This is a genomic window from Erythrobacter sp. (assembly GCA_019739335.1).
Lineage (GTDB): Bacteria > Pseudomonadota > Alphaproteobacteria > Sphingomonadales > Sphingomonadaceae > Alteraurantiacibacter.
Genome location: CP073261.1, coordinates 2141263 through 2167869, shown reverse-complemented (window position 1 = coordinate 2167869; position 26607 = coordinate 2141263). Strand labels below are relative to the sequence as shown.

Annotated in this window: 30 protein-coding genes, 1 tRNA gene and 1 other RNA gene; 18 read left to right on the top strand and 14 right to left on the bottom strand. The window is 63.4% G+C overall.

Features of this window, described 5'->3' with window-relative positions; translation table 11 throughout:
• The first annotated feature begins 11 nt into the window (after positions 1-11).
• The 5 genes from yghU (at position 12) to JY451_10585 (ending at position 4423) form a co-directional block, all read left to right on the top strand.
• Entirely contained in the window at positions 12-881 is an 870-nt protein-coding gene (gene yghU, locus JY451_10605) for a glutathione-dependent disulfide-bond oxidoreductase (protein QZH74184.1), read from the top strand.
• 70 nt (positions 882-951) lie between these two features.
• Positions 952-1026 (top strand) — tRNA-Gln (locus tag JY451_10600).
• 410 nt (positions 1027-1436) lie between these two features.
• On the top strand, positions 1437-1955 hold the full coding sequence (locus JY451_10595; GenBank protein ID QZH74183.1) for a hypothetical protein: 519 nt from the start codon (positions 1437-1439) through the stop codon (positions 1953-1955).
• Positions 1956-2111: 156 nt separating this feature from the next.
• Positions 2112-2420: a BLUF domain-containing protein gene (locus JY451_10590; GenBank protein ID QZH74182.1), complete on the top strand. Its 309-nt coding sequence runs from the start codon at positions 2112-2114 to the stop codon at positions 2418-2420.
• Positions 2421-2872: 452 nt separating this feature from the next.
• Positions 2873-4423: an MBL fold metallo-hydrolase gene (locus JY451_10585; GenBank protein ID QZH76682.1), complete on the top strand. Its 1551-nt coding sequence runs from the start codon at positions 2873-2875 to the stop codon at positions 4421-4423.
• 87 nt (positions 4424-4510) lie between these two features.
• Here JY451_10585 and JY451_10580 read toward each other — a convergent pair whose 3' ends face one another.
• The 8 genes from JY451_10580 to JY451_10545 form a co-directional block, all read right to left on the bottom strand.
• Positions 4511-5413 carry a hypothetical protein gene (locus JY451_10580; GenBank protein QZH74181.1) on the bottom strand — a complete coding sequence of 301 codons (903 nt, stop codon included), beginning with the start codon at positions 5411-5413 and terminating at the stop codon, positions 4511-4513.
• A 211-nt stretch (positions 5414-5624) separates the two neighbouring features.
• Complete coding sequence (locus tag JY451_10575; GenBank protein ID QZH74180.1) at positions 5625-6176, bottom strand: fasciclin domain-containing protein; 552 nt, start codon at positions 6174-6176, stop codon at positions 5625-5627.
• Between the two features lie 95 nt (positions 6177-6271).
• Entirely contained in the window at positions 6272-7012 is a 741-nt protein-coding gene (locus JY451_10570; GenBank protein QZH74179.1) for an anti-sigma factor, read from the bottom strand.
• Positions 7009-7620: a sigma-70 family RNA polymerase sigma factor gene (locus JY451_10565; GenBank protein ID QZH74178.1), complete on the bottom strand. Its 612-nt coding sequence runs from the start codon at positions 7618-7620 to the stop codon at positions 7009-7011. Before JY451_10565 ends, JY451_10570 begins: the two co-directional genes overlap by 4 nt.
• A complete protein-coding gene (locus JY451_10560) occupies positions 7598-8539 on the bottom strand; it encodes a cation transporter (protein QZH74177.1) in 942 nt (313 codons plus the stop codon). Before JY451_10560 ends, JY451_10565 begins: the two co-directional genes overlap by 23 nt.
• 4 nt (positions 8540-8543) lie before the next feature.
• The gene (mtgA, locus tag JY451_10555; GenBank protein ID QZH74176.1) at positions 8544-9215 is read right to left on the bottom strand and encodes a monofunctional biosynthetic peptidoglycan transglycosylase; all 672 of its coding nucleotides are present in this window, start codon (positions 9213-9215) and stop codon (positions 8544-8546) included.
• 82 nt (positions 9216-9297) lie between these two features.
• Positions 9298-10179: an RNA polymerase sigma factor RpoH gene (gene rpoH, locus JY451_10550; GenBank protein QZH76681.1), complete on the bottom strand. Its 882-nt coding sequence runs from the start codon at positions 10177-10179 to the stop codon at positions 9298-9300.
• Positions 10180-10326: 147 nt separating this feature from the next.
• Complete coding sequence (locus JY451_10545) at positions 10327-11292, bottom strand: RluA family pseudouridine synthase (GenBank protein QZH74175.1); 966 nt, start codon at positions 11290-11292, stop codon at positions 10327-10329.
• 131 nt (positions 11293-11423) lie between these two features.
• On the opposite strand from JY451_10545, the gene JY451_10540 reads away from it, so the two are divergent.
• The 5 genes from JY451_10540 to rnpB all read left to right on the top strand — a co-directional run bounded on the left by JY451_10540 (position 11424) and on the right by rnpB (position 14549).
• Positions 11424-12077: a histidine phosphotransferase gene (locus JY451_10540; protein QZH74174.1), complete on the top strand. Its 654-nt coding sequence runs from the start codon at positions 11424-11426 to the stop codon at positions 12075-12077.
• A gap of 30 nt (positions 12078-12107) precedes the next feature.
• Positions 12108-12812, top strand: a complete 705-nt coding sequence (locus JY451_10535) for an N-acetylmuramoyl-L-alanine amidase (GenBank protein QZH74173.1) — start codon at positions 12108-12110, stop codon at positions 12810-12812.
• Positions 12813-12908: 96 nt separating this feature from the next.
• Positions 12909-13274, top strand: coding sequence for a carboxymuconolactone decarboxylase family protein (locus JY451_10530; protein ID QZH74172.1), 366 nt, complete (start codon positions 12909-12911; stop codon positions 13272-13274).
• Between the two features lie 96 nt (positions 13275-13370).
• Entirely contained in the window at positions 13371-14090 is a 720-nt protein-coding gene (gene aqpZ / locus JY451_10525; protein ID QZH74171.1) for an aquaporin Z, read from the top strand.
• Positions 14091-14134: 44 nt separating this feature from the next.
• Positions 14135-14549, top strand: an RNA gene (gene rnpB / locus JY451_10520) — RNase P RNA component class A.
• Between the two features lie 30 nt (positions 14550-14579).
• Here the strand turns inward: rnpB and JY451_10515 are convergent.
• On the bottom strand, positions 14580-15395 hold the full coding sequence (locus JY451_10515) for a serine/threonine protein phosphatase (protein QZH74170.1): 816 nt from the start codon (positions 15393-15395) through the stop codon (positions 14580-14582).
• A gap of 296 nt (positions 15396-15691) precedes the next feature.
• Between JY451_10515 and JY451_10510 the strand changes: the two genes are divergently transcribed.
• Positions 15692-16438: a hypothetical protein gene (locus JY451_10510; protein ID QZH74169.1), complete on the top strand. Its 747-nt coding sequence runs from the start codon at positions 15692-15694 to the stop codon at positions 16436-16438.
• An 88-nt stretch (positions 16439-16526) separates the two neighbouring features.
• On the opposite strand, the gene JY451_10505 is transcribed toward JY451_10510, so the two are convergent.
• Positions 16527-17279: an SIMPL domain-containing protein gene (locus tag JY451_10505; protein QZH74168.1), complete on the bottom strand. Its 753-nt coding sequence runs from the start codon at positions 17277-17279 to the stop codon at positions 16527-16529.
• Positions 17280-17370: 91 nt separating this feature from the next.
• Here JY451_10505 and JY451_10500 point away from each other — a divergent pair, with 91 nt between their 5' ends.
• The 4 genes from JY451_10500 to JY451_10485 all read left to right on the top strand — a co-directional run bounded on the left by JY451_10500 (position 17371) and on the right by JY451_10485 (position 20239).
• Positions 17371-17808, top strand: coding sequence for a VOC family protein (locus JY451_10500; protein ID QZH74167.1), 438 nt, complete (start codon positions 17371-17373; stop codon positions 17806-17808).
• A gap of 94 nt (positions 17809-17902) precedes the next feature.
• On the top strand, positions 17903-19402 hold the full coding sequence (gene der, locus JY451_10495) for a ribosome biogenesis GTPase Der (protein ID QZH74166.1): 1500 nt from the start codon (positions 17903-17905) through the stop codon (positions 19400-19402).
• Positions 19402-19905, top strand: coding sequence for a DUF2721 domain-containing protein (locus JY451_10490; GenBank protein ID QZH74165.1), 504 nt, complete (start codon positions 19402-19404; stop codon positions 19903-19905). Before der ends, JY451_10490 begins: the two co-directional genes overlap by 1 nt.
• Before the next feature lie 133 nt (positions 19906-20038).
• A complete protein-coding gene (locus tag JY451_10485; GenBank protein QZH74164.1) occupies positions 20039-20239 on the top strand; it encodes a hypothetical protein in 201 nt (66 codons plus the stop codon).
• Here the strand turns inward: JY451_10485 and bfr are convergent.
• From bfr to JY451_10465, 4 genes are all read right to left on the bottom strand, one after another.
• Complete coding sequence (gene bfr / locus JY451_10480) at positions 20236-20727, bottom strand: bacterioferritin (protein QZH74163.1); 492 nt, start codon at positions 20725-20727, stop codon at positions 20236-20238. The genes JY451_10485 and bfr overlap by 4 nt on opposite strands.
• 142 nt (positions 20728-20869) lie before the next feature.
• Positions 20870-21064, bottom strand: a complete 195-nt coding sequence (locus JY451_10475) for a (2Fe-2S)-binding protein (protein QZH76680.1) — start codon at positions 21062-21064, stop codon at positions 20870-20872.
• A gap of 81 nt (positions 21065-21145) precedes the next feature.
• Entirely contained in the window at positions 21146-22429 is a 1284-nt protein-coding gene (locus JY451_10470; protein ID QZH74162.1) for a DUF418 domain-containing protein, read from the bottom strand.
• A gap of 70 nt (positions 22430-22499) precedes the next feature.
• A complete protein-coding gene (locus JY451_10465) occupies positions 22500-23606 on the bottom strand; it encodes an SPOR domain-containing protein (protein ID QZH74161.1) in 1107 nt (368 codons plus the stop codon).
• Positions 23607-23894: 288 nt separating this feature from the next.
• Here JY451_10465 and JY451_10460 point away from each other — a divergent pair, with 288 nt between their 5' ends.
• Genes JY451_10460 through JY451_10450 form a run of 3 tightly spaced genes read left to right on the top strand, consistent with a single transcriptional unit; the run spans position 23895 to position 26553 of the window.
• Entirely contained in the window at positions 23895-24617 is a 723-nt protein-coding gene (locus JY451_10460; GenBank protein ID QZH74160.1) for a ParA family protein, read from the top strand.
• Positions 24617-25081, top strand: coding sequence for a hypothetical protein (locus JY451_10455; protein QZH74159.1), 465 nt, complete (start codon positions 24617-24619; stop codon positions 25079-25081). Before JY451_10460 ends, JY451_10455 begins: the two co-directional genes overlap by 1 nt.
• 14 nt (positions 25082-25095) lie before the next feature.
• Positions 25096-26553 carry an SPOR domain-containing protein gene (locus JY451_10450; GenBank protein ID QZH74158.1) on the top strand — a complete coding sequence of 486 codons (1458 nt, stop codon included), beginning with the start codon at positions 25096-25098 and terminating at the stop codon, positions 26551-26553.
• The last annotated feature ends 54 nt before the right edge of the window (positions 26554-26607 follow it).

Below are 26607 nucleotides of genomic sequence, written 5' to 3'. Positions count from 1 at the left end.
GGAGCCGCCCGATGTCCGACCCGACCTACACCCCGCCCGCCGTCTGGGAGCCCACGGAAAGCGGCGGTGCCTTCGCTTCGATCAACCGGCCCACGGCCGGACCGCGGTTCGACAGGGACTTGCCGCTGGGCGAGCATCCGTTCCAGCTCCATTCGCTCGGCACCCCCAACGGGGTGAAGGTGACGATCATGTTCGAGGAACTGCTCGAAGCCGGGTTCGCCGAAGCCGAATACGATGCCTGGAAGATCGACATTTCGGCAGGCGACCAGTTCGGCTCGGGCTTCACCGCGCTCAATCCCAATTCCAAGATCCCCGCGCTGCTCGACCGCTCAGGGCCGGAGCACTTCCGGGTGTTCGAAAGCGGGGCCATCCTGCTGCATCTGGCAGAGAAGTTCGATTTCCTGTTGCCCCGCGCCAATCCCGCGCGCGCCGAAGTCTTGAGCTGGCTCAACTGGCAAATGGGAACCGCGCCGTTCATCGGCGGCGGGTTCGGGCATTTCTACGAATATGCCCCTGAGAAATACCGCTACCCGATCGATCGCTATGCGATGGAAACCAAGCGCATTTTCTCGGTGGCGGACCGGCGGCTGGCGGAAAGCGAATTCCTGGGCGGCGACTATTCGATCGCCGATCTGGCCGCCTATCCGTGGCTCGGCGCGCTCTGGCACGGGGCCTACAGCAATGCCTACAGGTTCCTCCGCCTGCACGAGGAATACGAACATGTGGGGCGATGGGTGCGAGCCATCGATGCGCGGCCCGGAGCCATTCGCGGGCGGCTGGTGAACACCAAGGCCTTGCCGGAACGCCATTCGGCAGCGGACTTCGATGCCGTGGAGGATCGCACTCTGTTCGATCCGGTGCGCACACGCGCGGATGATTGATTAGACCTTCGCACCGGGTTGCGTCCCGGGTTGCGTCTCAAGTGGGGACCGCTATATGAGCGCCACTTGCTGGGGCGTCGCCAAGCGGTAAGGCACCGGCTTTTGATGCCGGCATTCGCAGGTTCGATCCCTGCCGCCCCAGCCAGCATTTCCGGTCAGCCTGAGATCATGTGAACAAGCCCTGCGTAAAGAAACGCCGTGCCTTCCGGCTTGGAACCCTGCCTTGGCCACTATTGGTCACCACCAGACGGTATGGTTCGGACGGATTCCAAGTGCAGGAACTGCGCGGGCGGAATCCACGGTGGCTGTCTGTTGCGGACCTGACGATCGCAACCATTCGCTTGGGCTGAACGGCCCCTGTTCGGCATCGTTCATGGAATGAGGGGCATGTTCAACCTCGGATAATTACGGATGCCGCACCCTCCTATGCGTCGATTATAAGCAATGGCCGTGCTGGGAAAGAGTTCTGCTGCTCCCGCGGGGCTCCGCACCGGGCGATCAGCCTTATCCTGTGAGGGGACCTCTATGATGAGAATTCGCGTCGTCATTGGCATCGTGGCGATCGTGATCGCCTTGAATGGCTGCCAGCAAGCAGCCGATACACCCTCGAGGGAAACGGCGGCAGCGAATGCCGACGATCTGACGCTGCCAGTGAGCCTCAATGCAGCGATGGTGGGCATGATAGACCATTCGGCAGATTACATCTTCGCAATTGGGAATGGCGACCTCCCGCGCAACGACAACGATTGGCACCTCGTCAGCAATTCAGCCTATGAAATAGCGCTCGGAGGGACGGTGATCCAAATTCCCGGCACCGGAAGCTTCGACCAGCAATGGGTGGAAGAACCGGAGTGGATCAGACTTTCGCAGGAGCTGACGGGCATTGGCGAGGATGCCGTAGAGCTGGCGGAGATCCAGTCAACGGAAGTGGAAGCCTGGCGGGCGGTCGGCGACCGATTGATCGAGAACTGCCTCGCCTGCCACCAGCGGTTCAAGCCCGAAATTCCGAGCGATGGCATCCTGCGGGGCTCGACAGAACGCCAGTCGCGCGGAATCAGTATCTTCGGCTCCTGAGGCTTGTTCGGTCGATTGGCTGGCGAACGGACGTTGGACAGGCTCGTCGGCGTCGAGCCGAACCGATCCACACAGATTGTTCAGGTGCTCCTTGGTTACGGGCATCACAGGGCACCATTGCGCAAGTGAGCAACACACGCGAATTGCGTTACTGAAATGCTGACTGGTTCCTACGTGAGTCGTCCGACGATACCATTCTTGCTCCGACCTGGAGTGCTCGATGACATTCGCGCAGTGTCGATAGCACGCAATTCTCAACTCGACGTAACCGGCTTGCTCATTGTCACGGTGTTGTATTTTGCCCAGGTGCTGGAAGGCCCTGAAGATGCCGTCGACGAGGTAATGAGAAGTATTGCGGCTGACCCCAGACACCATGAGATCGTTGTGGTGCGTCGCAACGTTTTGAAGAGGCTGCAATTTCCCTTGTGGCGAATGGCGCGGTTCGAGCACGAGACATTCGAATGATCGATGGCTGACTCCGCCTCACTCTACCACGAGCAGGAGCCCGGCGTGCGATTCCATGCTATTGCAACCGAAATGGGCCGGGATCGACCTGTTGCAAAAGGTTGGCGCGCGAGATCGCAGCGGCGAGGCGCTCTACCGAATCCGTGCCGATCCGCAGCCGGGGCTGGATTTCACCCCGCCCGCCAATTGCATACGGCCGGAGCCGTACGGGCGGATGCCATCGCCACGCATTGCCTGGCTTTGTCGGATGACCTCGCGCGTTTGTACGCGGCAAGTATCGCGTCGGTCAGGGCCACCGATACCGGTGCCGGTCCTTGTGCCGACATCGCCATCGCCGGGCTTCTGGTAGAAACAATCACTGCAAGCGGCTGGACCGGAAACGAGGAACGATGACCCATACAAAGCTGACGCTCAAATTCCACGGCGCGGCGCAGACCGTGACCGGATCCTGCATGGAATTCCGGCTGGGAGACCGTGCCGTGCTGGTGGACTGCGGCATGTTCCAAGGCTCACGTACGCTCGAACACTTGAACGTCGAGCCCTTCGCTTTCAACCCGGAAGCCATCGACGCGGTAATTCTGACCCATGCCCACATCGACCATAGCGGCATGGTGCCCAAGCTGGTGAGCCAGGGCTTCAAGGGCGAAATCTGGTGCACCGGAGAAACGGTGGACCTGCTGAAACATATGCTGGCCGATTCCGGTCGCATCCAGGAGTTCGAGGCCGAACGACGCAACCGCAGGCGGGACCGGGCGGGCGATGCGCCATTCTCCCCCGTCTATACCGCAGACGACGCCTTGCGGGCGTGGCAGCAATGCCGCGCGGTGCCGCTGGAAGACTGGTTCGAACCGGTGCCGGGTTTCCGCGCCCGGTTGTGGAACGCCGGGCATATCCTCGGCGCCGCTTCCGTCGAGCTGGAAGCAGGTGGCGCGCGAGTAATGTGTTCGGGCGATCTCGGGCCGGACAACAAGGCCTTCTATCACGATCCTGATGGACCGGTCGGGTTCGATCACGTGATTTGCGAGGCAACCTATGGCAATCGCGAACGCGAACGCGTGACCATCGCCGAGCGGCGACAGGTGCTGGAGGCCGAAGTGCTGGCGGCGAAGGCTCGCGGCGGCAATCTCATCATCCCGATCTTCGCCCTGGAACGGACTCAGGAACTGCTTCTGGACCTTGGCGCACTGATCGACAGTGGACGGATTCCGCACACCCAAATCTTCGTGGACTCGCCCTTGGCTAACCGCATTACCGATGTATTCGAACGCTATGCCCACGGGTTGGAAGACACGGGTGGCCACAATGTGTTCGACCATCCGGCGTTCAGCTTCGTCGATGACGTGGCCGAATCGATCCGCCTCAATTCGATCAGCGGCGCTGTGATCATGGCGGCGTCTGGCATGTGCGAAGCCGGGCGCATCCGCCATCACCTGATCCATAATCTCTACCGCAGGGATGCCACCGTGCTGTTCGTCGGCTTCCAGGCCCAGGGATCGCTGGGACGGGTCATTCTGGAAGGCGCAAAGGCGGTGCGGATCTCCGGACAGGAGGTTCGGGTGCGGGCACAGATTCGCCAGATCGACAGCTATTCCGCCCACGCCGACCAGTCCGAACTGGTCGCATGGATCAGCGGACGCATGCCGATTGTCGGCAGCCTGTTCCTCGACCATGGCGAACCCGAGGCGGTCGAGACATTGCGCCGCGTCCTCCAGCGCGAAATACCCGGTCTCGGGGTTCGCCTGCCCCAAATCGGGGAGCGCTTCGAACTTCCCGCAGGCAGGCATGCGAAGCGGATCGAGACCGGCCGCGCCGACCTTGCCCATGTGACCGGACGGGACTGGCAGAACGCCTATGCCGACCTGTCCACCACGCTCAAGGCCCGTCTCGCCCGGATGAAGGACGACAGGGAGCGCGAGAAGGCCATGGCCAAGATGCGCGCCGTGCTCGATTCCTACGATGAAGCCATGTCCAGGCGTCATTCGGCCAGCCATCCGAAACGCTGAGGGGCGGAAGCGTCAGGAGCCAACACGCATGGAGGTCCTTCAGCACCTGCCGAACGCCGCCAGCAGCCGATGAGGCTCGACTGGCGCTCAGCCCCAAGCCACCTTTACTGCCAGCCCGCAGTGATCGGTAACAGTAAGCCCTGTGCCCGAAGGCGAGAGGTAGATCGGCCCCTTCTCCACCCGCACGAACTGTTCGTTATAAACCGCTACATCGAACATCTGGCTTTGCGTGGAATTGGTGCCGCCAAAGGTCGCTCCCGCCCCGTCGAAAGGTACGAACGACGATCCATTCATGGCATTGGCAAAGAAGCTGCACGTTTTGGCCCCGAGCGCGGAACTTGTCCGGCCCAGGGTGCTCTGGTTGGTGTCTCCGATCACCATGTCGATGCGCAATTGCTGTTCGCGCAGGATTCGCTGGTTGATATCCGAATACCAGTCGGCAAGATCACTGGCGTCGTTGCAGAAACTGTTGGGTACGTGGACGAATAGCGTGACGACGCGGCCCACGGCATAGGCGACCCAGCCCGTCCCCTGGCCGAGAAACTTGAGCATCCCCGAATTGGCTGACGGCACAATGGCCGTGAACGATTGGCAATGCATGACATCGGAGAACGGCACGAGGCTGAAATCGCTGCCCGAAACAAAGCTCGACAGCTCCGGGTGCGAGGCGTCGATTTCTCCGCAGACCATGATGTCGGGCATGGCGCCCATGGCGCGGTAAACGTTCTGCCACAGCGTTGCGACATGCCCGCCAAGCGGCTGCGCGGTCCTGAAATTGTTGTCATCGTGCACACCGACCGGCCTTCGGTGCACCGGCCCCTGGACGGGTTCGCCAAGAGTATCGGTCGCATAGGGGGCCACATCCACCATCTGCCCCAGCCCGGTTGCGTGAGTATTGGCCAGCTTGGTGAAGTGCTGCGCTGTAGCAGAGCCCAGCGAATGGGTCGTGCTCGCGTTCGAATTGAACGACTGATAGGCAATAATCGGCACGGTCCCGCCCTCCTGAGGCTGTTCAGCCAGGTTTCTGCGACCGCGAATCTGTGTTCTGCTCGGTAGAGTTTCGGCGGAACTGCGTCCCGCGTCAATCGCCTTGCGCATCCGCCCCGAAAGCAGAAACCCCGCCCGGTGTTCTACCGGACGGGGTCTTGCCGCGCTGCCAGAGGAGGGGGATGGCAACGCGAGGAGAAAATTGTCGCGGCGATCAGGCGGGGAGCAGTACCCGGTCAAGCACGTGGATTACGCCGTTCGAGGTGGCGATATCGGCGGCAGTCACCAGCACCTGGCGATCGGCACCGTCGGTCAGCACGATCTGGCCGTTGCTGATCCGTGCCACCAGTGTTTCGCCCGCCAGCGTTTCGATCCTTGCATGGCCGTTGCCGTCGCGGATCAGGCGGGTGAGATCGGCGGCAGTCACGCGCCCGGCGACAACGTGGTAGGTGAGGACATTGGTCAGCGTGGCCCTGTTCTCCGGGCGCAGCAGGGTCTGCACCGTCCCGGCGGGGAGCGCATCGAAAGCGGTGTCGGTCGGCGCGAAGACGGTGAACGGGCCATCGCCCGAAAGCGCGCCTGCCAGATCGGCAGCCTGAACGGCGGCAACCAGTGTTTCGAAATCGGCGTTGCCGGCAGCGGTCTCGACGATGTTGGACATCGCGCCATGATCGTGGTTGTGGTTGTGCGCCAGCGCCGGGGGGGCGAGCGCCAGCCCGGAAGCGGCGGCAAGCAGGGTGGCGAGGCGAGCGGTGGTCTTGAACATCGGCAAATCTCCTGTTGGGCAAGTCCCGTCCGGCCTTGCTCTGAGGAGTTACGGAGGGACCTGAGCAAAGGTCGCAGGTTTTTTTCGGGAGCCTGCTAGATTGCCGTGAATTGCCCCTCGGCCACCACCGGACCGGCTGCCGCATCGGCAGGCTTGCCGCCCAGCGGCTCGCGGGTGAGGACCAGCCGCGTGCCGTCCCCGAATTCGTCCGCCAGGTCGGGAGCAACCGCGAAGCGCGCCTCGGCCCCTGGTACGATCACCCCGAGTGAGTGGAGGCCGCCCTGCCGGTCCACCAGCCACAGCTCGTGATCGTGCACCCCGTCAGGCTCCAGTCCGGCGGAGGAGACGCTGAGTTCGTCGCGCCCGGGCACGTAGGTGAGCGCCAGCCGCAGCGGGGTTTCGCCTATGGGAATGTTGGCCGCCAGCAGCGGAGCATCGACAGCGGAAGGCGCCGGAACGACTTCCTGCATCGCCGGGCCGGTCAGCACGACCAGCGCGAGAACGGCCGCTGCAGCGATCCCCAGCCCGCCCGCCAGGCGCCAGCGGTCGCGGCTCTTGCGCAGGGCGGCGATGTCGGTGGGCTGCGTGAGCGGCGCTCCCTCGGCAATGCGCGTTGCCGCGTCGATCCGCTCCCACAGCGCAGGCGGCGGCACGTGCTCTTCCCACTGGTCGAGCAGCGGCGCGAAATGCTCCTCCCACCGCGCCACTTCTCCGGCGAAGTCCGGATCGCGCGCCAGCATCCCGCGTGCCCGCAGCAGGTCCTCGCCCGTCAGCAGGCCAAGCACGAATTCGGCAGCGAGCGTTTCACGCGGGGTCAGGGCGGCTTCGTCGGTCATGGTCTTTCGAGACACTTCTTCAGCAGGGCGAGCCCGCGATGGACCCGCGATTTCACCGTACTCAGCGACACGTCATCCTCCCCGGCAAGCTGGAGATAGGTTGCCCCGCCCAGAAACGCGCGGCGGATGGCGCTCTGCTGCCGCGCTTCCAGCTTGCCGAGGCAATGGTGGATGCGCGCATCGCGTTCGTCCAGTTCCATCAGGGCGTCGGCAGGCATGGCATCATCGGCCACGTCCATCGCGGCCTCCTCGGGCACGGCGGAACTACGCACCTTGCCGCCTGCGCGCAGCCGGTCGATCGCCCGATTGCGCGCCATGCAGGCGAGCCAACTGATCGGGCTGGCCCGCGCAGGATCATAGCGGTCCGCGCGTTTCCACAGCTCGATATAGACTTCCTGCACCGCATCTTGCGCTTCGCTTTCATCCCCCAAGATACGCAAGGCGATGCCGAAAAGTTTTGCCGAAGTGGCGCGATAGATCGATTCGAGCGCCGCACGGTCCCCCGCCGCCAGCCGGGCGATATCGGCGCGCAGGGCTTCACGCGCGGCATCGGCGGCAGCGTCACTCAAGCTTGCAGCCCCACGATCAGCGGCAACACTTCGCCACATCCTTCCCGTCAGTCTCGATCTGGATGGTAACATGACCGATGGCATGATGATGCTCAAGCTCCTCGGCGGCTTCGCGCAGGAATGCATCGCCGGGATGGCCCGCGGGCATTACCAGATGCGCGGTCAGCGCCGTTTCGGTGGTGCTCATCGGCCAGATATGGAGATCGTGTACCGAGGCAACGCCGGGGAGACTGGCGAGGAAACCGCGCACCGCGCCCTCGTCGATCCGTTCGGGAACGGCCAGCAGGCCCATCGTCACACTGTCGCGTAGCAGACCCCAGGTGCCCCAGCCGATAACTGCAACGATCACCAGGCTGACCACCGGATCGATCAGCACCCAGCCGGTCAGCAGGATCACCACGCCCGCCAGCACCACGCCCACGCTCACCAGCGCATCAGCGGCCATGTGCAGGAAGGCACCGCGAATGTTGAGATCGTGCTTGCGCCCGCGCATGAACATCAGTGCAGTGGCGGTGTTGATGGCGATGCCCACGCCCGCCACCCAGATCATCGTCCAGCCCTGCGGTTCGACCGGATCGATGAAGCGGTTCACTGTCTCGAACAGGATCGCCCCGATCGCCAGCAGCAGCAGCATGGCGTTGGCAAAGGCGGCAAGGATGGTGGAACTCTTGAGGCCATAGGTGAACCGCGCCGAGGCAGGCTTTTTCGCTGCCACGCTGGCCCCCCAGGCGATGATCAGGCCGAGCACGTCCGAGAGATTGTGGCCCGCGTCGGCAACCAGCGCCATCGAGCCGGAGATAAAGCCGAAGGTCGCCTCGACCACGACGAAAGCGGCGTTGAGCGCGATGCCGATGGCAAAGGCGCGACCGAAGTCGACGGGCGCATGGGCGTGAGTATGCCCATGTCCGTGAGCGTGGTCCTGCCCGTCGCCATGCGTGTGAGAGTGTCCCGAACCCATTCGGCTATTCGTAGACGCAGGCATCCAGCCCGTCACGCTGGACCACGCTGATCCGCGCTTCGATGGTGTTTCCATAGCGGCGAGTGAAGCCGCCCGGACTGACCGCCTCGCGCGTTTTCGGGCTGGGAAGCACGGCGGCGATCCGGCTGGCTTCGTCCGCAGTCAATCGCGCGGCAGAATGGCCGAAATAGCGCTGTGATCCGGCTTCTACGCCATATGTGCCCAGGCCGGCTTCGGCGACATTGAGATAGACTTCCATGATCCGCCGCTTGGTCCACAGGTTTTCGATCAGGAAGGTGAAATAGGCTTCCAGCCCCTTGCGGAACCAGCCGCCGCCTTGCCAGAGGAACACGTTCTTGGCGGTCTGCTGGCTGATCGTGCTCGCCCCCCGCTCCCGCTCCCCGCGGGCGCGTTCCTCAAGGGCCTGCTCGATGGCCTCGACATCGAAGCCGTCATGCGAACAGAACTTGCCATCCTCCGCCGCGATCACTGCGCTCACCATGTTTCGGTCAATTCGGCTGAGCGGCTCCCAGTCGCGAGTTACGCTGCGCTCGTCCATCAGCATGGTGGCGGTGTATGTGACCGGCACGAACCGCAGCACCAGCACCAAGGCGACGCTGACGAGCAGGAACCCCAGGATGAATTTGGCGAGGAAGCGAAAAATGCGGAGAACCATGTTGCGCTTCTAGGGTGACCTTCGCTCAAACGAAAGGGCCGGACGTTGCCGCCCGGCCCTCTCCTGTGCGTTTATCGCCAGCTTACGCGGCAGTCGGCATCAGCCGGTCACCCGCGATCCGCTGCATTGCCTTTTGCAGCTTCTCGAACGCGCGCACCTCGATCTGGCGGATGCGCTCGCGGCTGACGTCGTATACCTGCGACAGTTCTTCCAGCGTCTGCGGATCGTCGGTCAGGCGGCGTTCGGTGAGGATGTGCTTCTCGCGCTCGTTGAGCGAGCCCATTGCCTCTAGCAGCATGTCGTGGCGGACATCGGCTTCCTCGGCCTCGGCCACGGTCTCGTCCTGCAAGGGGCGATCGTCGGTCAGCCAGTCCTGCCATTCGCCAGAACCTTCTTCGCCATTGCGCATCGGCGTGTTGAGCGAGCCGTCGCCGCCCATCATCATCCGGCGGTTCATGTTGACGACTTCCTGCTCGGGCACGCCGAGATCGGTGGCGATCTTGGTCACGTCCACAGGATGCAGGTCCGAATCCTCGTAGGCTTCAAGCTGCTTCTTCATCCGGCGCAGGTTGAAGAACAGCTTCTTCTGCGCCGCTGTGGTGCCCATTTTCACCAGGCTCCACGAACGCAGGATATATTCCTGGATGCTCGCCTTGATCCACCACATGGCATAGGTGGCGAGGCGGAACCCGCGCTCCGGCTCGAACTTCTTGACGCCCTGCATCAGCCCGACATTGCCTTCGGAAATGAGATCAGACACCGGCAGGCCGTAGCCGCGATAGCCCATGGCGATCTTGGCCACGAGGCGCAGGTGGCTCGTCACCAGCTGCGCGGCGGCTTCGCTGTCCTCATGTTCCGCATAGCGCTTGGCGAGCATGTATTCCTGCTCTGCCGTCAGCACGGGGAACTTCTTGATTTCCGAAAGATAGCGGTTGAGGCTCTGCTCTCCGCTGAGTGCCGGCATACCGGCCCTTTTAGTGCTCACTTTGTCCCAAACCTTTCTAGCGTCAACCGCGAGTTCCGGGCCCCTGCTGGGCGCCCGATTTTGCGGCCACCTTTGGTGCGTTTGTTTCGCTGTTATACACGCACACCGCGATAAATAGTGTGCAATTCATCGATTGGAATGACCCATTTGGTCGATAAGTTCCCGCATATCCGCCGGGATTTCGCTGGAAAACGACAGGCGGTTACCGGTGACCGGATGAACGAAGCCGAGAGTGGCCGCATGCAGCGCTTGCCGACGGAAATCGAGTTCCTTGAGCAAGTGCCGAAGTTTTGCCGGGTCACGTCCATATACAGGATCTCCCAATAGCGGATGACCGATTGATGCAAGGTGAACCCGGACCTGGTGGGTTCTCCCGGTTTCCAGTCGACATTCGATCAGCGCACCGTGATCGAGGGTCTGGATCACCTTATAATGCGTAACCGCGCGTTTGCCGCGCGAGGAATCCTTGGGCAGCACCGCCATTTTCTTTCGATCATGGTCGGAACGCCCCAGCTTCGCGTCGATTGTCCCCGCCGCCGGGCGCGGATGACCGCTGCACACGGCGAAATAGGCGCGTTCGAGCGAGTGATCGGCGAACTGGCGGGCCAGCCCTTCGTGCGCCGCGTCAGACTTGGCGACCACCAGCAGGCCCGAGGTATCCTTGTCGATTCTGTGAACGATCCCTGGCCGCGCGACACCGCCGATGCCGCTGAGAGAACCCTTACCGTCTTTGGCGCAATGGTGGAGCAGCGCATTCACCAGCGTGCCATCGGCATTGCCCGCCGCGGGGTGCACCACCATCCCGGCAGGCTTGTCCACCACGATCAGGTGCGCGTCCTCGTAGACGACCACGACGGGGATATCCTGTGGAAGAGCCTGTGGATTATCGGGGGGTGGGATGTGGATAGAAAAGCTCAACCCCGCTTGAACTTTGACCGAGGGGCTGGTGGCGGGCGTTCCGCCAATAAGGACCCTTCCTTCTGCAATCAGTGCCTTCACCCGCTCGCGCGAAAGCGACGTCGCCTCGGCCAGCGCCTTGTCTAGCCTGCCGCCTCCGCCGAGTGTTCCGCACAGTATTTGCTTGTCGCTCATCGGCAATGCTCTTGCCCCAGCAGTCCGCCGCTCACAAGCGCGCGATCGCGCAGACCAAGGGTTCGCGCCTTGCGACGAAAGGCATCGCGGCACCGCTTCCCCTTGCCCGAATCGATGGCTAAGGAGGCGGCATGACTTCCCAGACCGATCTTGCCGCACTGCTCTGTTCGCGCCTTTGCCATGACATGCTCAGCCCGGTGGGCGCGCTCAACAACGGGCTGGAACTGCTCGCGGACGAGAAGGACCCGGAGATGCGCCAGCGCTGCTTCGAACTGCTCGAACAAAGCGCGCGCACCTCGGCAAGCAAGCTCAAGTTCTTCCGCCTCGCCTATGGCGCTGCCGGAGGCTTTGGCGAGATGGTCCCCGCCGAGGAGCCGCGTGAACTGCTCACCGCGCTGACCGCGAATGACGAGCGGGTGACACTGGCCTGGAGCGTCACCGAATCAACGCTGGCCAAACCGGCGGTGAAGGTGCTGCTCAACCTGGCAGCAATGGGCCTCGATTCGCTGGTGCGCGGCGGGACGCTGGAAGTCGGCGCGGAACGCACCGGCGGGGCGACCGAAATCGCGATCCGTGCTTCCGGGCCGCGCGTTGCCTTCGATCCGGTGATCGGCAAGGCGCTGTCAGGAGAGCTGGCAGACAGCGAACTTTCCGGCCGCACCGCGCCCGCGCACATGATTCAATTGCTGGCCAGCGAGCAGGGCGGCGGCGTCCAGTTTGCCCATTCCGCGGAAGCGCTGGTTCTGGGTGCGGTACTGCCCGATCCGGACGGCATGATCGGCTGATGCCCCTTCGGCAGGCTCGGGGCGGTTGGCATGGATGAGCTGGTCCATCGCGAGCAGCTCTCGCCCAATTGCAACGATCGGGCGCTGCCGATCACGATGGTGGTGCTGCATTACACCGAGATGAAGCCGGTCGACACCGCGCTGGCGCGGATGTGCGACCCGGAAGCGCAGGTCAGTGCGCATTACTGCATCACTGAAGAAGGCGAAGTGATCAGGCTGGTGCCGGAGGAAAAGCGCGCCTGGCACGCCGGGCAATCGTACTGGCGGGGTTTGCGCGACGTGAACTCGGCCAGCATCGGGATCGAGCTCGATCATCCCGGCCACGCGCTCGGCTATCGCCCCTTTGCCGAAGCGCAGATCGACGCGCTGGTGCCGCTGCTGCACCGGATCGTGCAGACCTACGACATTCCGCGCGCCAATGTGGTCGGCCATTCGGATGTGGCTCCGGCGCGCAAGATCGATCCGGGCGAGCTGTTCCCCTGGGCGCGGCTGGCGGAATACCGGCTCTGCCTGCCCCGCCCCACGAAACTCGAACGCGGCGACGTGTTCGACAACGACGCCGCATTCTACCTCGCTCTCGAACGCTTCGGCTATGACATTACCGACGGTTTCAAGGCGGTCGGGGCATTCCAGCGGCGCTGGCGGCCCGAACTGATCGACGGGCTGATCTGCGGCGAACTGCGGGCGATCCTGTTCCAGCTGCTGCTCGATCGGGATCGCGGCCTGACGCGCTAAGCCCATCATTTTCCCGCGATTTGATGCAGCGCAAGGCCAGTGCCGGCATTCCTCGCGAGAGCGGCTGCAACATCAGCAAACGGAAAGCACTCCATCATGACAGCGACGCAATTCAAGGACTGGCCCGGCATGGCCAGCGCGCTCCTTCCCGCCATCAGGAACCTGCACAAGGCGCAGCCCGAGGTGATGAAGGCGTTTCGCGAAATGGGCGCCGCCGCGCACGGCGATGGCGTGCTGGATGCCAAGACCAAGGAATTGCTGGCAGTGGCCATCTCGGTCGCGATCCGCTGCGATCCGTGCGTCACCTATCATGTCGAGGGCGCCCGCAAGCATGGCGCGACCCGCGATGAAATTGCCGAGACAATGGGGCTGGCGGTCTACATGGGGGCCGGGCCAAGCGCGATGTATGCGGCGCAGGCGCTTGAAGCCTATGACCAGCACAGCGAAGCGGCGGCGGGCTGAGCACAAAGGCTTCACAACCCGGCGGAGATTTTACATCGTCTGCGGTGAAATTGGGTTATTCTCCCCTCGTCTTTTGGACAGGGGAGATTTCGCATCATGGCACGCAAATTGTTCGCCGAGCTTTTCGGCACGTTCTGGCTGGTGTTCGGGGGCTGCGGATCGGCCGTTCTGGCCGCAGGCTTTCCCGAACTCGGGATCGGCTTTGCCGGGGTCTCGCTGGCTTTCGGGCTGACCGTGCTGACGATGGCCTATGCCGTGGGCGGAATATCCGGCGGGCATTTCAATCCCGCCGTCTCGCTGGGCCTCGCAATTGGCGGGCGCTTTTCATGGAGTGAGCTGCCCGGATACTGGGCAGCGCAGCTCGGCGGTGCGTTCTGCGCGGCGGGCACGCTGTTCCTGATTGCTTCGGGGCAGGCCGGCTGGAGCGCCGGTGGTTTTGCCTCCAACGGCTTTGGCGAGCTGTCGCCCGGCGGCTATTCGATGCACGCCGCACTGCTGATCGAGATCGTGCTGACGGCAGGCTTCCTCCTCGTGATTCTCGGCTCGACTTCGAAGAAAGTGCCCGGCGGGTTCGCCCCCATTTCGATTGGCCTGGCGCTGACGCTGATCCACCTGATCTCGATCCCGGTGACCAACACCTCGGTCAATCCGGCGCGTTCGACGGCAGTCGCCTTCTATGCCGAGAACGGCGCGGTATCGCAGCTGTGGCTGTTCTGGCTGGCCCCGCTGGTTGGTGCTGCGATCGGGGCGGCGATCTGGCGCTACCTGCTGGCACCAGACGAATCGCTCGAAAACATCGGCGGCGACGGCGAATAGGCTCCGGCTTCCCAACCTCTCGCGCCTGGCCTATATGGCGGGTGCCGGGGGGCCGGGCAGCCGCGTGATCGCAAGATCACGAGGAAAGTCCGGGCTCCACGAAACAAGGGTGGCGGGTAACGCCCGCCGCGGGCAACCGTAGGGAAAGTGCCACAGAGAGCAGACCGCCGATGGCCCCGGACTCGTTCCGGGGCACAGGCAAGGGTGAAAGGGTGCGGCAAGAGCGCACCGGGGGCCTGGTAACAGGCTCTGCATGGCAAACCCCACCCGGAGCAAGACCAAATAGGGGTCTCGCGCTGACCTTCGGGAAGGCAGGAGCGTTTCGCTCCAAGAGATCCGGGTTGGTCGCTGGAGCGTTGGGAGCAATCCCGCGCGTAAGACGAATGGCTGCCCCCGCGGCGCTGATGTGCAAGCATATCGGCTGCGGGACAGAACCCGGCTTACAGGCCCCCCGGCATCATTCGGGCCTATCCAGTACGAATTGGTAACTCAGGCCGGGATTTTCGCCCCTTCGATCCGTATGCCGCCATGCTTGTCATCGACGGCGGTAAGGTACCGCCTGCTGCTGCCTTCGAGCACCAGAGCCGTCAGTCGACCGCTATTGTAGGCGCCCGTATCGATGCCGATCCGGTTGCCAGCATCCACCACATCTTCGGTAATCGTGTGGCCGTGAACCACCACCAGCCCGTGCGATTTGGGATAGCTGAGGAAAGGCTCACGGATCCAGCGCATGGTGCGGGTCTTCTGCTCTTCCATCGGCACACCGGGTTCGATCCCCGCATGGACAAACAGATAGTCGCCCAGCTGCACAAGATCCTCGAACTCCCCGATGAACTTCCGGTGCTTCGGGGGCACGTGCGCTTCCATCAGTTCCTGCACTTCGGCAAGGCTGGCCTTGGTCAGCATCTTGCGATCGATGCCGTAACTTTGCAGGGTCTCGCGTCCGCCGTGGCGCAGGAAATGGCGCAGCGTATCCTTGTGGGAAAAGCTTTCGAGGAACATCTCCTCATGATTGCCGCACAAGATATGGATGGGGCGCAGGCTCTTCCACTTTCGCGCCAATTCGACCACCCCGGCACTATCCGGCCCACGATCGACGAGATCGCCGAGCAGGATAACCTGCGACTGCAGCCCCGCCTGCTCGCCATCGAGGATGTCCTGCTCGATCGCCTCGATCAGTGACATGAACAAGTGACTGCACCCGTGGATATCGCCCACCGCATAGGCGCGCTGACCTGACGGCAGGCAGGGGGCCTCCGGCTTGGGCTTCGCACCAGCAAACATGGTTTTGAAATATTCGAGCATGGTTTCTTGTCTAGGCGGTCACATAGGTGAAACGCATGAGTTAGCAAAGCGGGCGCGGGCTGATGACAGGCATCTGGCCCTGTGGCAAATTTCCTGTCCCTACGCTGAATGTGATGCATAATTCCCACAGTCCCAACTCCGTTAATTCAATCCGCGCAATAAATCTTGTGCGGTGCAGCACGATTGTGCATCTTCATTGCGCAATCGCGTCAATCGACACATCCAACAGATGTCGAACCCGCGACGGCGCAGGTGGGACGAGGCATAGTTCACCACAGCAATTGAGGAAATTGCCCATGCTTACGTCCGTCCGCAGCCTTCTGGCTGCTTCTGTTATTGCCACTGCCGCCCTTTCGGCTCCCGCCTTTGCGCAGGACGAAGAAGGCGGCGTTGGTATCGAGCTTTCCGCAAACGTCGCTCTTGTCAGCGAATACAAGTTCCGGGGCGTCAACCTCTCCGATGGCGATATCGCCATTCAGGGGGGGGTCGATGTCGGCCTGCCCGCAGGTTTCTACGTGGGCACCTGGGCCTCGTCGATCGACGAGGATACGGTCGGCTTCGGCCACACCGAACTTGATATCTACGCTGGTTGGGCCGGGGAATTCGGCAACATTTCCACCGATATCGGCGTTATCAACTACATCTATCCCAATGCCGGCGCCGGTGATTTCGACTATGTCGAATTCTACGGTTCGGTCGGTGCGGGCATTGGCCCGGCATCGCTGACCGTCGGCGTTGCCTATGCGCCGGAGCAGAACTCGCTCGGCGGGACCGACAACTTCTACCTCTATTCCGATGTCGGTGTCGGCATTCCGGGAACTCCTGTCAGCGTTGCCGCCCACCTGGGCTACACAGACGGGTTCCTGACCTTCACCAACGACAGCAAGGCGTTCGATTATTCGATCGGCCTGACCGCCGAAATCCCCGGTTCGCCGGTTTCTGTCGGCGTTGCCTATGTCGGTGTTGAAGGCGATGGGCTCGTCGATCCGACCGGTACTTTCACCGATGACTCGGTGGTGTTTACCATTTCAGCAAGCATCTGAGGCAATAGCCACACCAGCTTCGCAATAAGCGAGGAACGGGAGGGCTCGTACCGGCGACGGTGCGAGCCCTTTCCCATTGTTGGGAAGCTCATTCGAGCATGAAATCCACCGTGGTGACTACCCGCACCTTCTTGAACGGGGTTTCCGCAACGCCCCAGCCGCCGCCGTCGCCGTCGCGCGAGGTGATTTCGAAATAGCCCTGCGTCGCCTGGCGGATGCTGCCCACCTCGGCGCCCGAATCCTCGGCAAACTGCTCGGCTGATGCTCGCGCGTCACGGGTGGCTTCGGCGACCATTTCGGGCTTGATCGCATTCAGTCCGGTAAAGGTGAAGCTCATCCCCGATCCTTCCTCAAGCAGCACGCCCCGGCGGACGAGCTCGAACTGCCGCCGCACCGCTGATTGTGCGCGCTCGATATCTTCGCTGCGCAGACTCATGCGCTGGCGCACGGTAAACTGCGGCACGCCATCCTGGGTATAACTGGAGACATTGACGCCGACGGTTTGCAGTGCCTCTGCCGGAAAGCCGAGTTCGGCGAACCATTCGGTAAGCTGCTCGGTATCGCGATCGACACTGTCTTGCGCTGAAGCCAGATTGGTTTCTGTGGCCGAGTAGGAAATGGTCCAGGTGGCCAGATCGGCAGTAACGTCGCGCTCCGCGAGGCCGCGCACAGTAACCGAGCGGTCCGCCATCTTGGCGCGCAGGAGCCCGTCACCAAGCAGGTATCCCCCCGCGATCATGCCGGTAGCGAGAATGCCCGCAGACAGGAGGAATGTGGCCGAACGGGGGTTCTTCCAGAAAGCGGTGGCGGGGGGCGTGCTGTCGTCGCTATGATCGTTCATCGAGGCTCTCCGGGAGTGGCGTGATGCCGTATGACGAATTGCGCTTCCTGCGATGAACTGTTCTTGAATAGCGACGAATGGAGTTATTGTTGTGACCAAATACCTGCACACCATGATCCGCGTGGCCGATCCCGATGCCACGGTGGCCTTCTTCAAGCTGATCGGGCTGGAGGAAACGCGCCGGATGGAAAGCGAGAAGGGTCGCTTCACGCTGATCTTCATGGCCGCGCCGGGTCAGGAAGGCGTGGCCGAAGTGGAATTGACCTACAACTGGCCGCCCGCCGACGGCAGTCCGGCCGAGGAATATACCGGCGGCCGTAATTTCGGCCACCTCGCCTACCGGGTGGAGAATATCTACGAGACCTGCCAGCGGCTGATGGACGCAGGGGTGACAATCAACCGCCCTCCCCGCGATGGCCACATGGCTTTCGTCCGTTCGCCCGATGGCATTTCGATCGAGCTGTTGCAGGAAGGCTACCTTGAACAAACCGAACCCTGGGCGAGCATGGAGAACACGGGAAGCTGGTGAGCCGCAGGACTGGACCGCCCCCGGCCCCTCCCGATTCGCGGGAGGGGAGTTTCCCTTGCCATTCTGACAACAAGTCGCCACCTGCGCCCTCATCATGGCTGCACGCAGAATCCCCCAGGTCGTCATCATCGGCCGCCCCAATGTGGGCAAGTCCACGCTGTTCAACCGGCTGGTGGGCAAGCGGGTGGCGCTGGTCGATGACCAGCCGGGCGTAACCCGCGACCGCCGGATGGGCGTGGCCGGGCTGGCCGGGTTCGAATTCGAAGCCGTCGACACCGCCGGATGGGAAGACGAGGACGAGGCCACCTTGCCCGGCCGGATGCGCGCACAGACGCAGGTTTCGCTGAAAGGCGCCGATGCTGCGCTGTTCGTGTTCGACAGCCGCGCCGGGATTACGCCGCTGGACGAGGAAATCGCCCGCTGGCTCCGCGGGCAGGGACTGCCGGTCGTGCTGATCGCCAACAAGGCGGAAGGCAATTCGGGCCAGTCGGGCATTCTGGAAGCCTATTCGCTGGGCATGGGCGAGCCGATCCCGGTGAGCGCCGAACACGGCGAGGGCGTGGCCGATCTCTATTCCGCGCTGTTCCCGCTCATCAGCGAACGCGCCACGCGGCTGGAAATTGATGCCGAGCACGATGCCGCGATTGCCGCCGACCGCGCCCGCGCTGCCTTGGAAGCGGGCGAGGATCCGGAGGAAAATGATCCCTCTGCGCCGCTCAGTCTCGCCATCGTCGGGCGGCCCAATGCGGGCAAATCCACGCTCATCAACAGGCTGCTGGGCGAAGACCGCCTGCTGACCGGTCCCGAAGCGGGCATCACCCGCGATTCGATTGCGGTGGACTGGGACTGGACTGACCCGAAGTCGGGCGAAACCCGCGTCATCAAGCTGATCGACACCGCCGGAATGCGCAAGCGCGCAAAGGTGGTCGACAAGCTGGAGAAGCTCTCAGTGTTCGACGGCCTGCGCGCGGTCGATTACGCCGAGGTCGTGGTCCTGCTGCTCGATGCAACGCGCGGGCTGGAAGTGCAGGATCTCAAGATCGCCAGCAAAGTGATCGAGGAAGGCCGCGCGCTGATGGTGGCGGTGAACAAGTGGGACATCGCCGGTCAGGGCGGGGCCGAGGGGCCAAGTGCACTGTTCAACGGCATCCGTGCCGCACTGGAAGAAGGCCTGTCGCAATTGCGCGGTGTGCCGCTGTTCGCGGTTTCGGCGATGACCGGCAAGGGGCTCGACACCATGCTCGGCGCCGCGTTCGAACTGCGCGAACAGTGGAGCCGCCGCGTGCCTACTGCAGGGCTGAACCGCTGGTTCGACGATGCGCTTTCCGCCAATCCGCCGCCCGCTCCCGGTGGCCGCCGGATCAAGCTGCGCTACATCACCCAGGTCGGCACCCGTCCGCCGCGCTTCGTGATCTTCGGTTCACGGCTGGAAAACCTGCCCACCAGCTATGAACGCTACCTGCTCAACGGCATCCGTAAGGAGCTTGGATTCGGCGCGGTGCCGGTACGGCTGACGCTGAAGAGTTCGAAAAACCCCTACGATTCGAACCGCGGCGGCGGTGGCAAGTTCAGCGGCGGCCAAGGGCGGGATTGATGGACACACTCTCCCTTACCGGAGAGCTGATTGCGCGCACTTCCAGCACGGTGCGGGTGCAAGAGATTGTGCAGCTGAGCCTGGCGCCGGTGTTCCTGCTGGCCGCCATCGGGGCGATGCTGAATGTCATGAACATGCGGCTGACCTGGCTGATCGATCGCATCGACTTTGTTGAACGGCGCGTGGCCAAAGGCATCGGCAACCGGGAGGGCGAGGAACTGCCCGCACTGCGCCAACGGCAGTCTTACACCCAGATGGCGGTCAACCTTTCCACCTCGGCGGCGCTCACAATCTGCCTCGTCATCGCAATCCTGTTTGTCAGTGCCTTTATCGAGCCGCGCATCGGCACGCTGGTGGCCGTGTTTTGGATTGCGACCATGCTCCAGCTTTCGATCGCGCTGCTATTGTTCCTGCGAGAAACCCGGCTCGCGACGGCCAGCGCCCGCGAACGGCGCAAGCGCAGCCGCGAGATCATTGCCCGAAAAGGCGATCAGGACACCTGATTGCCCGCTGCCCGCATAAATGCACGCATAACCCGCCGAATTGAAACGCTTTTGTGACGAAAAGCGCGGATACATCGCATTGCTGACGCATTCTTGTGCGACAAAGACGATGTTCTCGTGGGAGAGAGTTTCGATGCAGCGCTATACCCTGACATTCGGACCAGCCGGGGAAGCTGCAAGGCACAGCCTGGACGTTCCCGATCTGCCCACCGCGCTGGTTGTGGCGGATATCAACCTCGATCAGGGCAGGGCCGAAATTCGCGAGGGCGAACGCCTGCTTGCCACGCTGGAAAAGCAGGGACGCAATGCCGCACCTTACTGGCGCGTGAGTTAGCCGTCCCCGCCCTCTCCCGCGGCCTTGCTATTGAGCTGGACATAGTTTTGCAGGCCCATCCGCTCGATCATCGCAAACTGGGTTTCGAGGAAATCGACATGCTCTTCCTCTGAGGCGAGAATCTTCTCGAACAGCTGGCCGGATGTGAAATCCTTGACCTGCTGGCAATAGTCCGCCGCTTCTTTCAGCAGCGGGATCGCCTCATGCTCCAGCGCCAGATCGGCCTTGAGCACTTCCTCAACCGTTTCACCGACTTTCAGTTTGTGGATAGCCTGGAAGTTGGGCAACCCGTCGAGGAACAGGATGCGGTCTGCCAGCCAGTCGGCGTGTTTCATCTCGTCGATTGATTCGTGCCGTTCGTATTCGGCCAGTTTGTGGACACCCCAGTTCGCTAGTACCCGGTAGTGCAGCCAGTACTGGTTGATCGCGGTCAGCTCATTCGTGAGCGCCTGATTGAGATAGTCTATGACCTTCGGGTCGCCCTGCATTGCACTGCCTTTCACTGGAACTCTTGCGGCCATTTTGCGCATTGGCAGGTGCGCTTGGCAAGCGAAACTGCCCAATCAAGAGGTCAAGAACCGCAGAAATCCGTGCTAATGCGAATAGGAGTCAGGAGAGGCGGCGTATGCCTCAGGCAGCGGTAGCGGGTTCCATCAGCGCTTCCCGCTCCTCCCGGATCACCTCCTCCGCTTCATCGAGGCACTGGCCGCAATTGGGGCGCTTTCCCAGTTTGGCATAGACGCTCTCCGCGCCGCCGGTGCGGTACTGCCGCGCAGCCTTGCGCAGATCGCATTCGCGGATGGCATTGCAGACGCAGGTGTACATGGGCGGCGAATCTCCGTGTCTCACCACCTTGTTAATGCGAGTCGCTTGCAAGAGCAAGGCAATTGCGAGTTGTTCGCAGTTTCAGCGCCGGAGCGGGAACATCCGCCAGTATGTCAGGCAACGCCACAGCCATTCGAGCGGGCCATAACGGAAGTGCTCCAGCCACGGCTTGGACCACGCAAGCATCACTGCCCAGCCCAACAGCACCACCAGATAAAGTTCGGGACGCGAAAGTTCCCCCCACAGCCCGCCGGCCCAAGGATGGAAGATCAGCATCATCAATACCGAGGTGCCGAGGTAATTGGTGAAGGCCGCGCGCCCGGCAGCGGACAGCCGTTCCGCCAGCCAGCCGCTCGCGTGACTGCCCCACAGCGCCAGCAGCGCCGCAAGCCCCATCACGGCCGGCAGACGCGGCAGGTGCGAGAAGCCGGTAAAGCTGGCGAGTGTGCCCCAGTAAGTCAGCCCTTCTCCAACGATCCACAGCGCCAGCAGCAGCGTGACCGCCGATCCGCTCAGCAAACCTATCCAGCCCCACAGTCGCTGCTTGCGCTCCGAAAGCCCGCCATTGAACATGCCCGCGCGATAAAGCCCCATGCCGATCAGCATCAGCGGCAGCGTTTCGAACAGGAAGATCACCAGATTGCTCAGCGGATCGCTCGAGTGTTCGGACAGGTTGTGGCGCACGAAATCGAGATAAGTGCCGTCCTGCATGAAGGCGGTTTCGGCGACATCGTCCGCCATAGCGGCCTGTTGCGCCACCACCAGCCCTTCGCGCGCTTCGGCCATTTCGGGAATGTCCCCCATCGCTGTATCGGCGATGAAATAGGGTATGCCCATGGTCGCGGTGTAGATTAGACCGCCCATCACGTATCCGAGCAAGCCGATCACCAGCAGGTTCCGCGCCGACCAGCGCAGGAATGCCACCGCGATGAAGCCGGACACCGAGTAAAGGATCAGGATGTCGCCGCGCCAGATCAGGAAGAAATGAATCAGGCCGAACACCAGCAACCAGAACAGTCGCCGCAATTGCAGCGCCCGGCTCGCGCCGCGTTCCCATGCCTTGTCCATGAACAGCGCCAGCCCCGCGCCGAACAGCAGCGTGAACAGCCCGCGCATCTTGCCGTCAATCAGAACGAACTGCGCAATCCACATCCAGTTGTCCGGATCGCCGGTGGGGACGAGGAAAGCCTCGGGCCACATATAGGCTCCGAACGGCTGGCCGAAGGCGACGATGTTTGCAGCCAGAATGCCAAGCACGGCGAAACCGCGGATCAGATCGAGGCTGGCGATCCGTTCGCCTGCCTTGGCGGGAACGGGCGCTGCGCCTTGATCCGCGCCGTCCGGCGTTGTCAGTGTGTCAGTCATCGAAATTCCCTGTCCGTCCCGGCTAAAACTTTAGCCGAGCGGAAGGATTTGGGAAGCAGTGATCTCCGCGTCAGTCACGGGAAACGATACAATCGTGCCCGGCGCGGCGCAGCGAATTGCACGCGCTCTGCGCTTCGTTCCGCGAGGCATAGCCGCCCGCCAGCAGCCTGGTGACGCGGCCAGAGGGAACCAGTAGCCGCTCGCGTCCCGCCACTTCGGGGCGTGACGAAAGCTGGGTCCACAGCCGCTCGGCATTGCCTGCCACGCCAAAGGCACCAAGCTGCAAACGCCACGGTCCGTTTATGCGGGCGGCGGCGGGTGCTGCCGTAGCGGCGACCTGTCGCAGTGGCGCCGGAGTTGGCGTGGGGACTGCGCTGGGAGCCTCGGCGCGGGCGAAGGTCGCACCTGCATCGGCGGGGCTGGCCGTGCCGGTCGCTTCGGTCGCCTGCCGCACCGCGTCACGCGCGGCAGCAACCGAAGGTGACACGGCGACGCTGGGATTCGGGCGCGGCGCGCCGGACGCTTGCGCAGCGGCGCGTACCGGCGGGCCATCCTGCGCAGAAAGGTCCGCAGCCGCGAGTTCGACGGCACGAGCCTGCACGGCCTCCGCCTCCAGCTGACGCGCCAGCCCGGCGGCGTTCTGCCGCTGTTCGATCGGGATATGTTCGTCCATTTGCGCCAGCGCCGGTCCGGCTTGCGGCAACCCGGCACCATTGGCGAGCGTCAGCAAGGCATAGGCGCGCTCCCAATCCTGCGCGACCAGATCGCCGTTGAAATGGGCGATGCCGAGCAGGTATTGCGCACGCGGATCGCCGCGCCGCGCGGCATCTTGGACATAGGGCAGCGCCGCTTCGCGCCGCCCGTCCTGGAACAGCATCAAGCCGAAGGTGTCGGCTGCCTGTACATGTCCTGCCTGCGCCGCGCGGGCATAGAGTTCTTCCGCCCGCGCCACATCCTGCGGCACCCCGCGCCCAAGCCGGTAGGCCTGGCCAAGATTGAACATCGCGTCGGGATCGCCCGCCTCGGCCGGTCCGCGCCATTCGGCAACGGCGGTGGTATAGTCCCCCCGGCTCCACGCCTCCACTCCATCCCGCACGGTGGCGGATAACGGCGCGGCGAAGGTGACGGTGGCGAAAAGGGCAGCTCCGACAAGCCAGCCGGATTTCATTTGCGACATTGCTGATGCTTCCTGTTCGGATCGAGCGCGTGGTTTAGCCTGCCATAGTAAATGCCCCATTAGCAAAGCGTTTATGTGCGCCAGCTAATCGTATTGCAGTGCAAGTAGGAGGAACCCAGCGCATCTGTCACGAGCCCGGTTCGGCCAGAATTCGGCCAATGACGCTGTCGATTTTCCTGACATTCTCAATGCCCTGATTAACCCAAAATAAACGGTATCCTGCGAAGTCGGTGGCGGAAGGCCCGTGGACCATACCGGTCAGGGCCAGTGACTGTAGGGGGAATCGCCTTGCGCGTTCTAGCATTGGCATCGCAGAAGGGTGGATCGGGCAAGACCACCCTCGCAGGGCACCTGGCGGTGCAGGCACAGCGTGCCGGCGCCGGGCCGGTCGTGCTCATCGATATCGACCCGCAGGGTTCGCTCGCCGACTGGTGGAACGAGCGTGAGGCGGAGTTCCCTGCCTTCGCACAGACCACCGTCGCCCGGCTGGCGAACGATCTGGCGATCCTGCGCCAGCAGGGCTTCAAGCTGGCGGTTATCGACACCCCGCCCGCGATAACCATGGCGATCCAGTCGGTAATTTCGGTTGCCGAACTGATGGTCGTCCCGACCCGCCCCAGCCCGCACGATCTGCGCGCCGTGGGTGCCACAGTCGATCTGTGCGAACGGGCGGGCAAGCCGCTGATCTTCGTGGTCAACGCCGCCACTCCCAAGGCGCGGATCACCTCGGAAGCCGCTGTCGCGCTGTCGCAGCACGGCACCGTTGCCCCGATCACCGTCCACCACCGCACCGATTTCGCCGCTTCTATGATCGACGGTCGTACGGTAATGGAAGTCGATCCCGAAGGCCGCTCCGCGCAGGAAGTCACCGCGCTGTGGCTTTACGTCGCAGATCGCCTCGAAAAGAACTTCCGCCGCACCGTGTTTGCCGCTCCGGGCAGCAAGATGGCGCAGGCCAATGGCGCGTCGCGCGCCGCACAGGGCGGTTTCGGCCGCCGGGTGGCGCAGTGATGGCGAGCTCCGCAGCCAGCGAAAGCAAGAGCTTCGCCTCGCTCGGGCCGATGCTGCTCGCCCGCAAGGGCACGGCCAAGCCCGCCATGCGCGTGCAGCTCGAACAGTCCGACCGGGTGGCAACGCTCGGCGACGATTTCGATATGCTCGCCAGCAGCCAGGATGCGCTGGGCTGGAACGATATGGGTGACCATGACAGCGACGATCACGTTGTCGCCCTGCCGGTGGCAAACAAGCGCCAGCAGCTCGCCCAGAAGGCGCAGACTGTTGCGGGCGATACCCGCCGCGCTGCCTTCACCCTGCGGCTGGATGCTGAACGCCACCTCAAGCTGCGGCTCGCCAGCACCCTGCAGGATCGCAGCGCGCAGAAGCTCGTCACAGAAGCGCTCGACAGCTTCCTTTCCGCCATTCCCGAACTCGATGCCATTGCCGCGCGTGTGCGGCGGACGACCAAGAACTCCTGAGGGGGACAAGAGCGATGAACGCGATGCAGAAGCGAAATCCGATGCTGGGCCTGGGTGTCACCACCGCGATGGCAGCGATAATGCTGAGCGGTTGCGCGACCGGTTCGGCGCCAACAGCTGCAGTTTCAGCGGCACAGGCGCAGCAGGCTCTGGCAACGGGCCAACATGGTGCGGCGGTGCAGGCGGCGGAAGCTGCCGTTCAGGCCGATCCGCGCAATGCTGCCCACCGCATGATGCTGGGCAATGCCTATCTTGAAGCCGGACGCTTCGCTTCCGCCTCGACCAGTTTCGAGGACGCGATGGCGCTCGGTGACAATAGCCCCCGTGCCGCGCTCAGCCTCGCGCTGGCGCTCACCGGGCAGGCGCGTTACGCCGAAGCCTCCTCGTTGCTGTCCGACTGGGAAGGCGAAATCGCTGCTTCCGATCTCGGCCTCGCGCTCGCGCTGGCCGGACAGCCGGAGCGCGGCATCCACATTCTCACCAATGCGATCCGTGGCGGTGACAACACCGTCAAATCGCGCCAGAACCTTGCCTATGCCTATGCCGTCGCAGGCCGCTGGCGCGAGGCACGGATGATGGTAGCGCAGGACGTGCCCGCGCACGAAGTGGGCGACCGGATGGAAGAGTGGGCGCAGATGACCCATTCCGAAGCCTACCAGCTCCGCGTGGCCAGCCTGCTCGGCGCGCCGGCCAACGTGCGCGATGCCGGTCAGCCTGTGCATCTGGCCTTGGTCAATTATCCCGACGCCCCGCAACTGGCAGCCGAAGCGACGCAGCCGTCGCTCGTCCCGCCACCTCCCCCGCTTGCCGCGCTCGACGCCGAGCGGATGAGCATTCCAGCCAGCGGTGGCGAACTGCCGTCGGTCGGCGCCGCTGCTCCGCGTCAGGCGGAAGTGGGTCTGGACACCTATGCCCCGCCCCGCGCAGCAGCACCCGCTAATTTCGCCGAGGCCTTCGTGGCAGAACCACCGGTCGCAAGCGGATCGCTCGCTGCTGCGGCGACCGAAACGCTGCGGATGGTCAGTGTTCCGGCAGCCCAGCCCGCATCGGCGCTGCAGCCTGCCGCTGCGGCTCCTGCAGCACCTCGCGCTTCTGCTGCTTCCGCCCCGCGCGGCACTGTCACTGCGGCCACCCCGGCGATTGCTCGCCCGGTCCTCGCGGCAGCCCCGGCGAGCGGCTCCTCTCATCTGGTGCAACTGGGCAGCTTCTCCAGCGAGGCCAGCGCCCGCCGCGCCTGGGGCATTTACCAGTCGCGCCATGCCGAACTGGCAGACCGTGAACTGGTCATCACCCAGGCCGTGGTGAACGGTCGCAATTACTGGCGCGTTTCGGCAGGTGGTTTCGACCGCAACGGCAGCCGCGACATGTGCAGCCGGGTGCAGTCCTCCAGCGCGGACGGCTGCATCAGCTGGGCCGCCAACAGCCCGCTGCCTGGTGCCATCGACACCGGCGTGCGGATGGCCCGCCGCTAGTCACCTTCTCCTGAAGTATACCACCCCGGAACCCCTCCCCTCACCGGGAGGGGT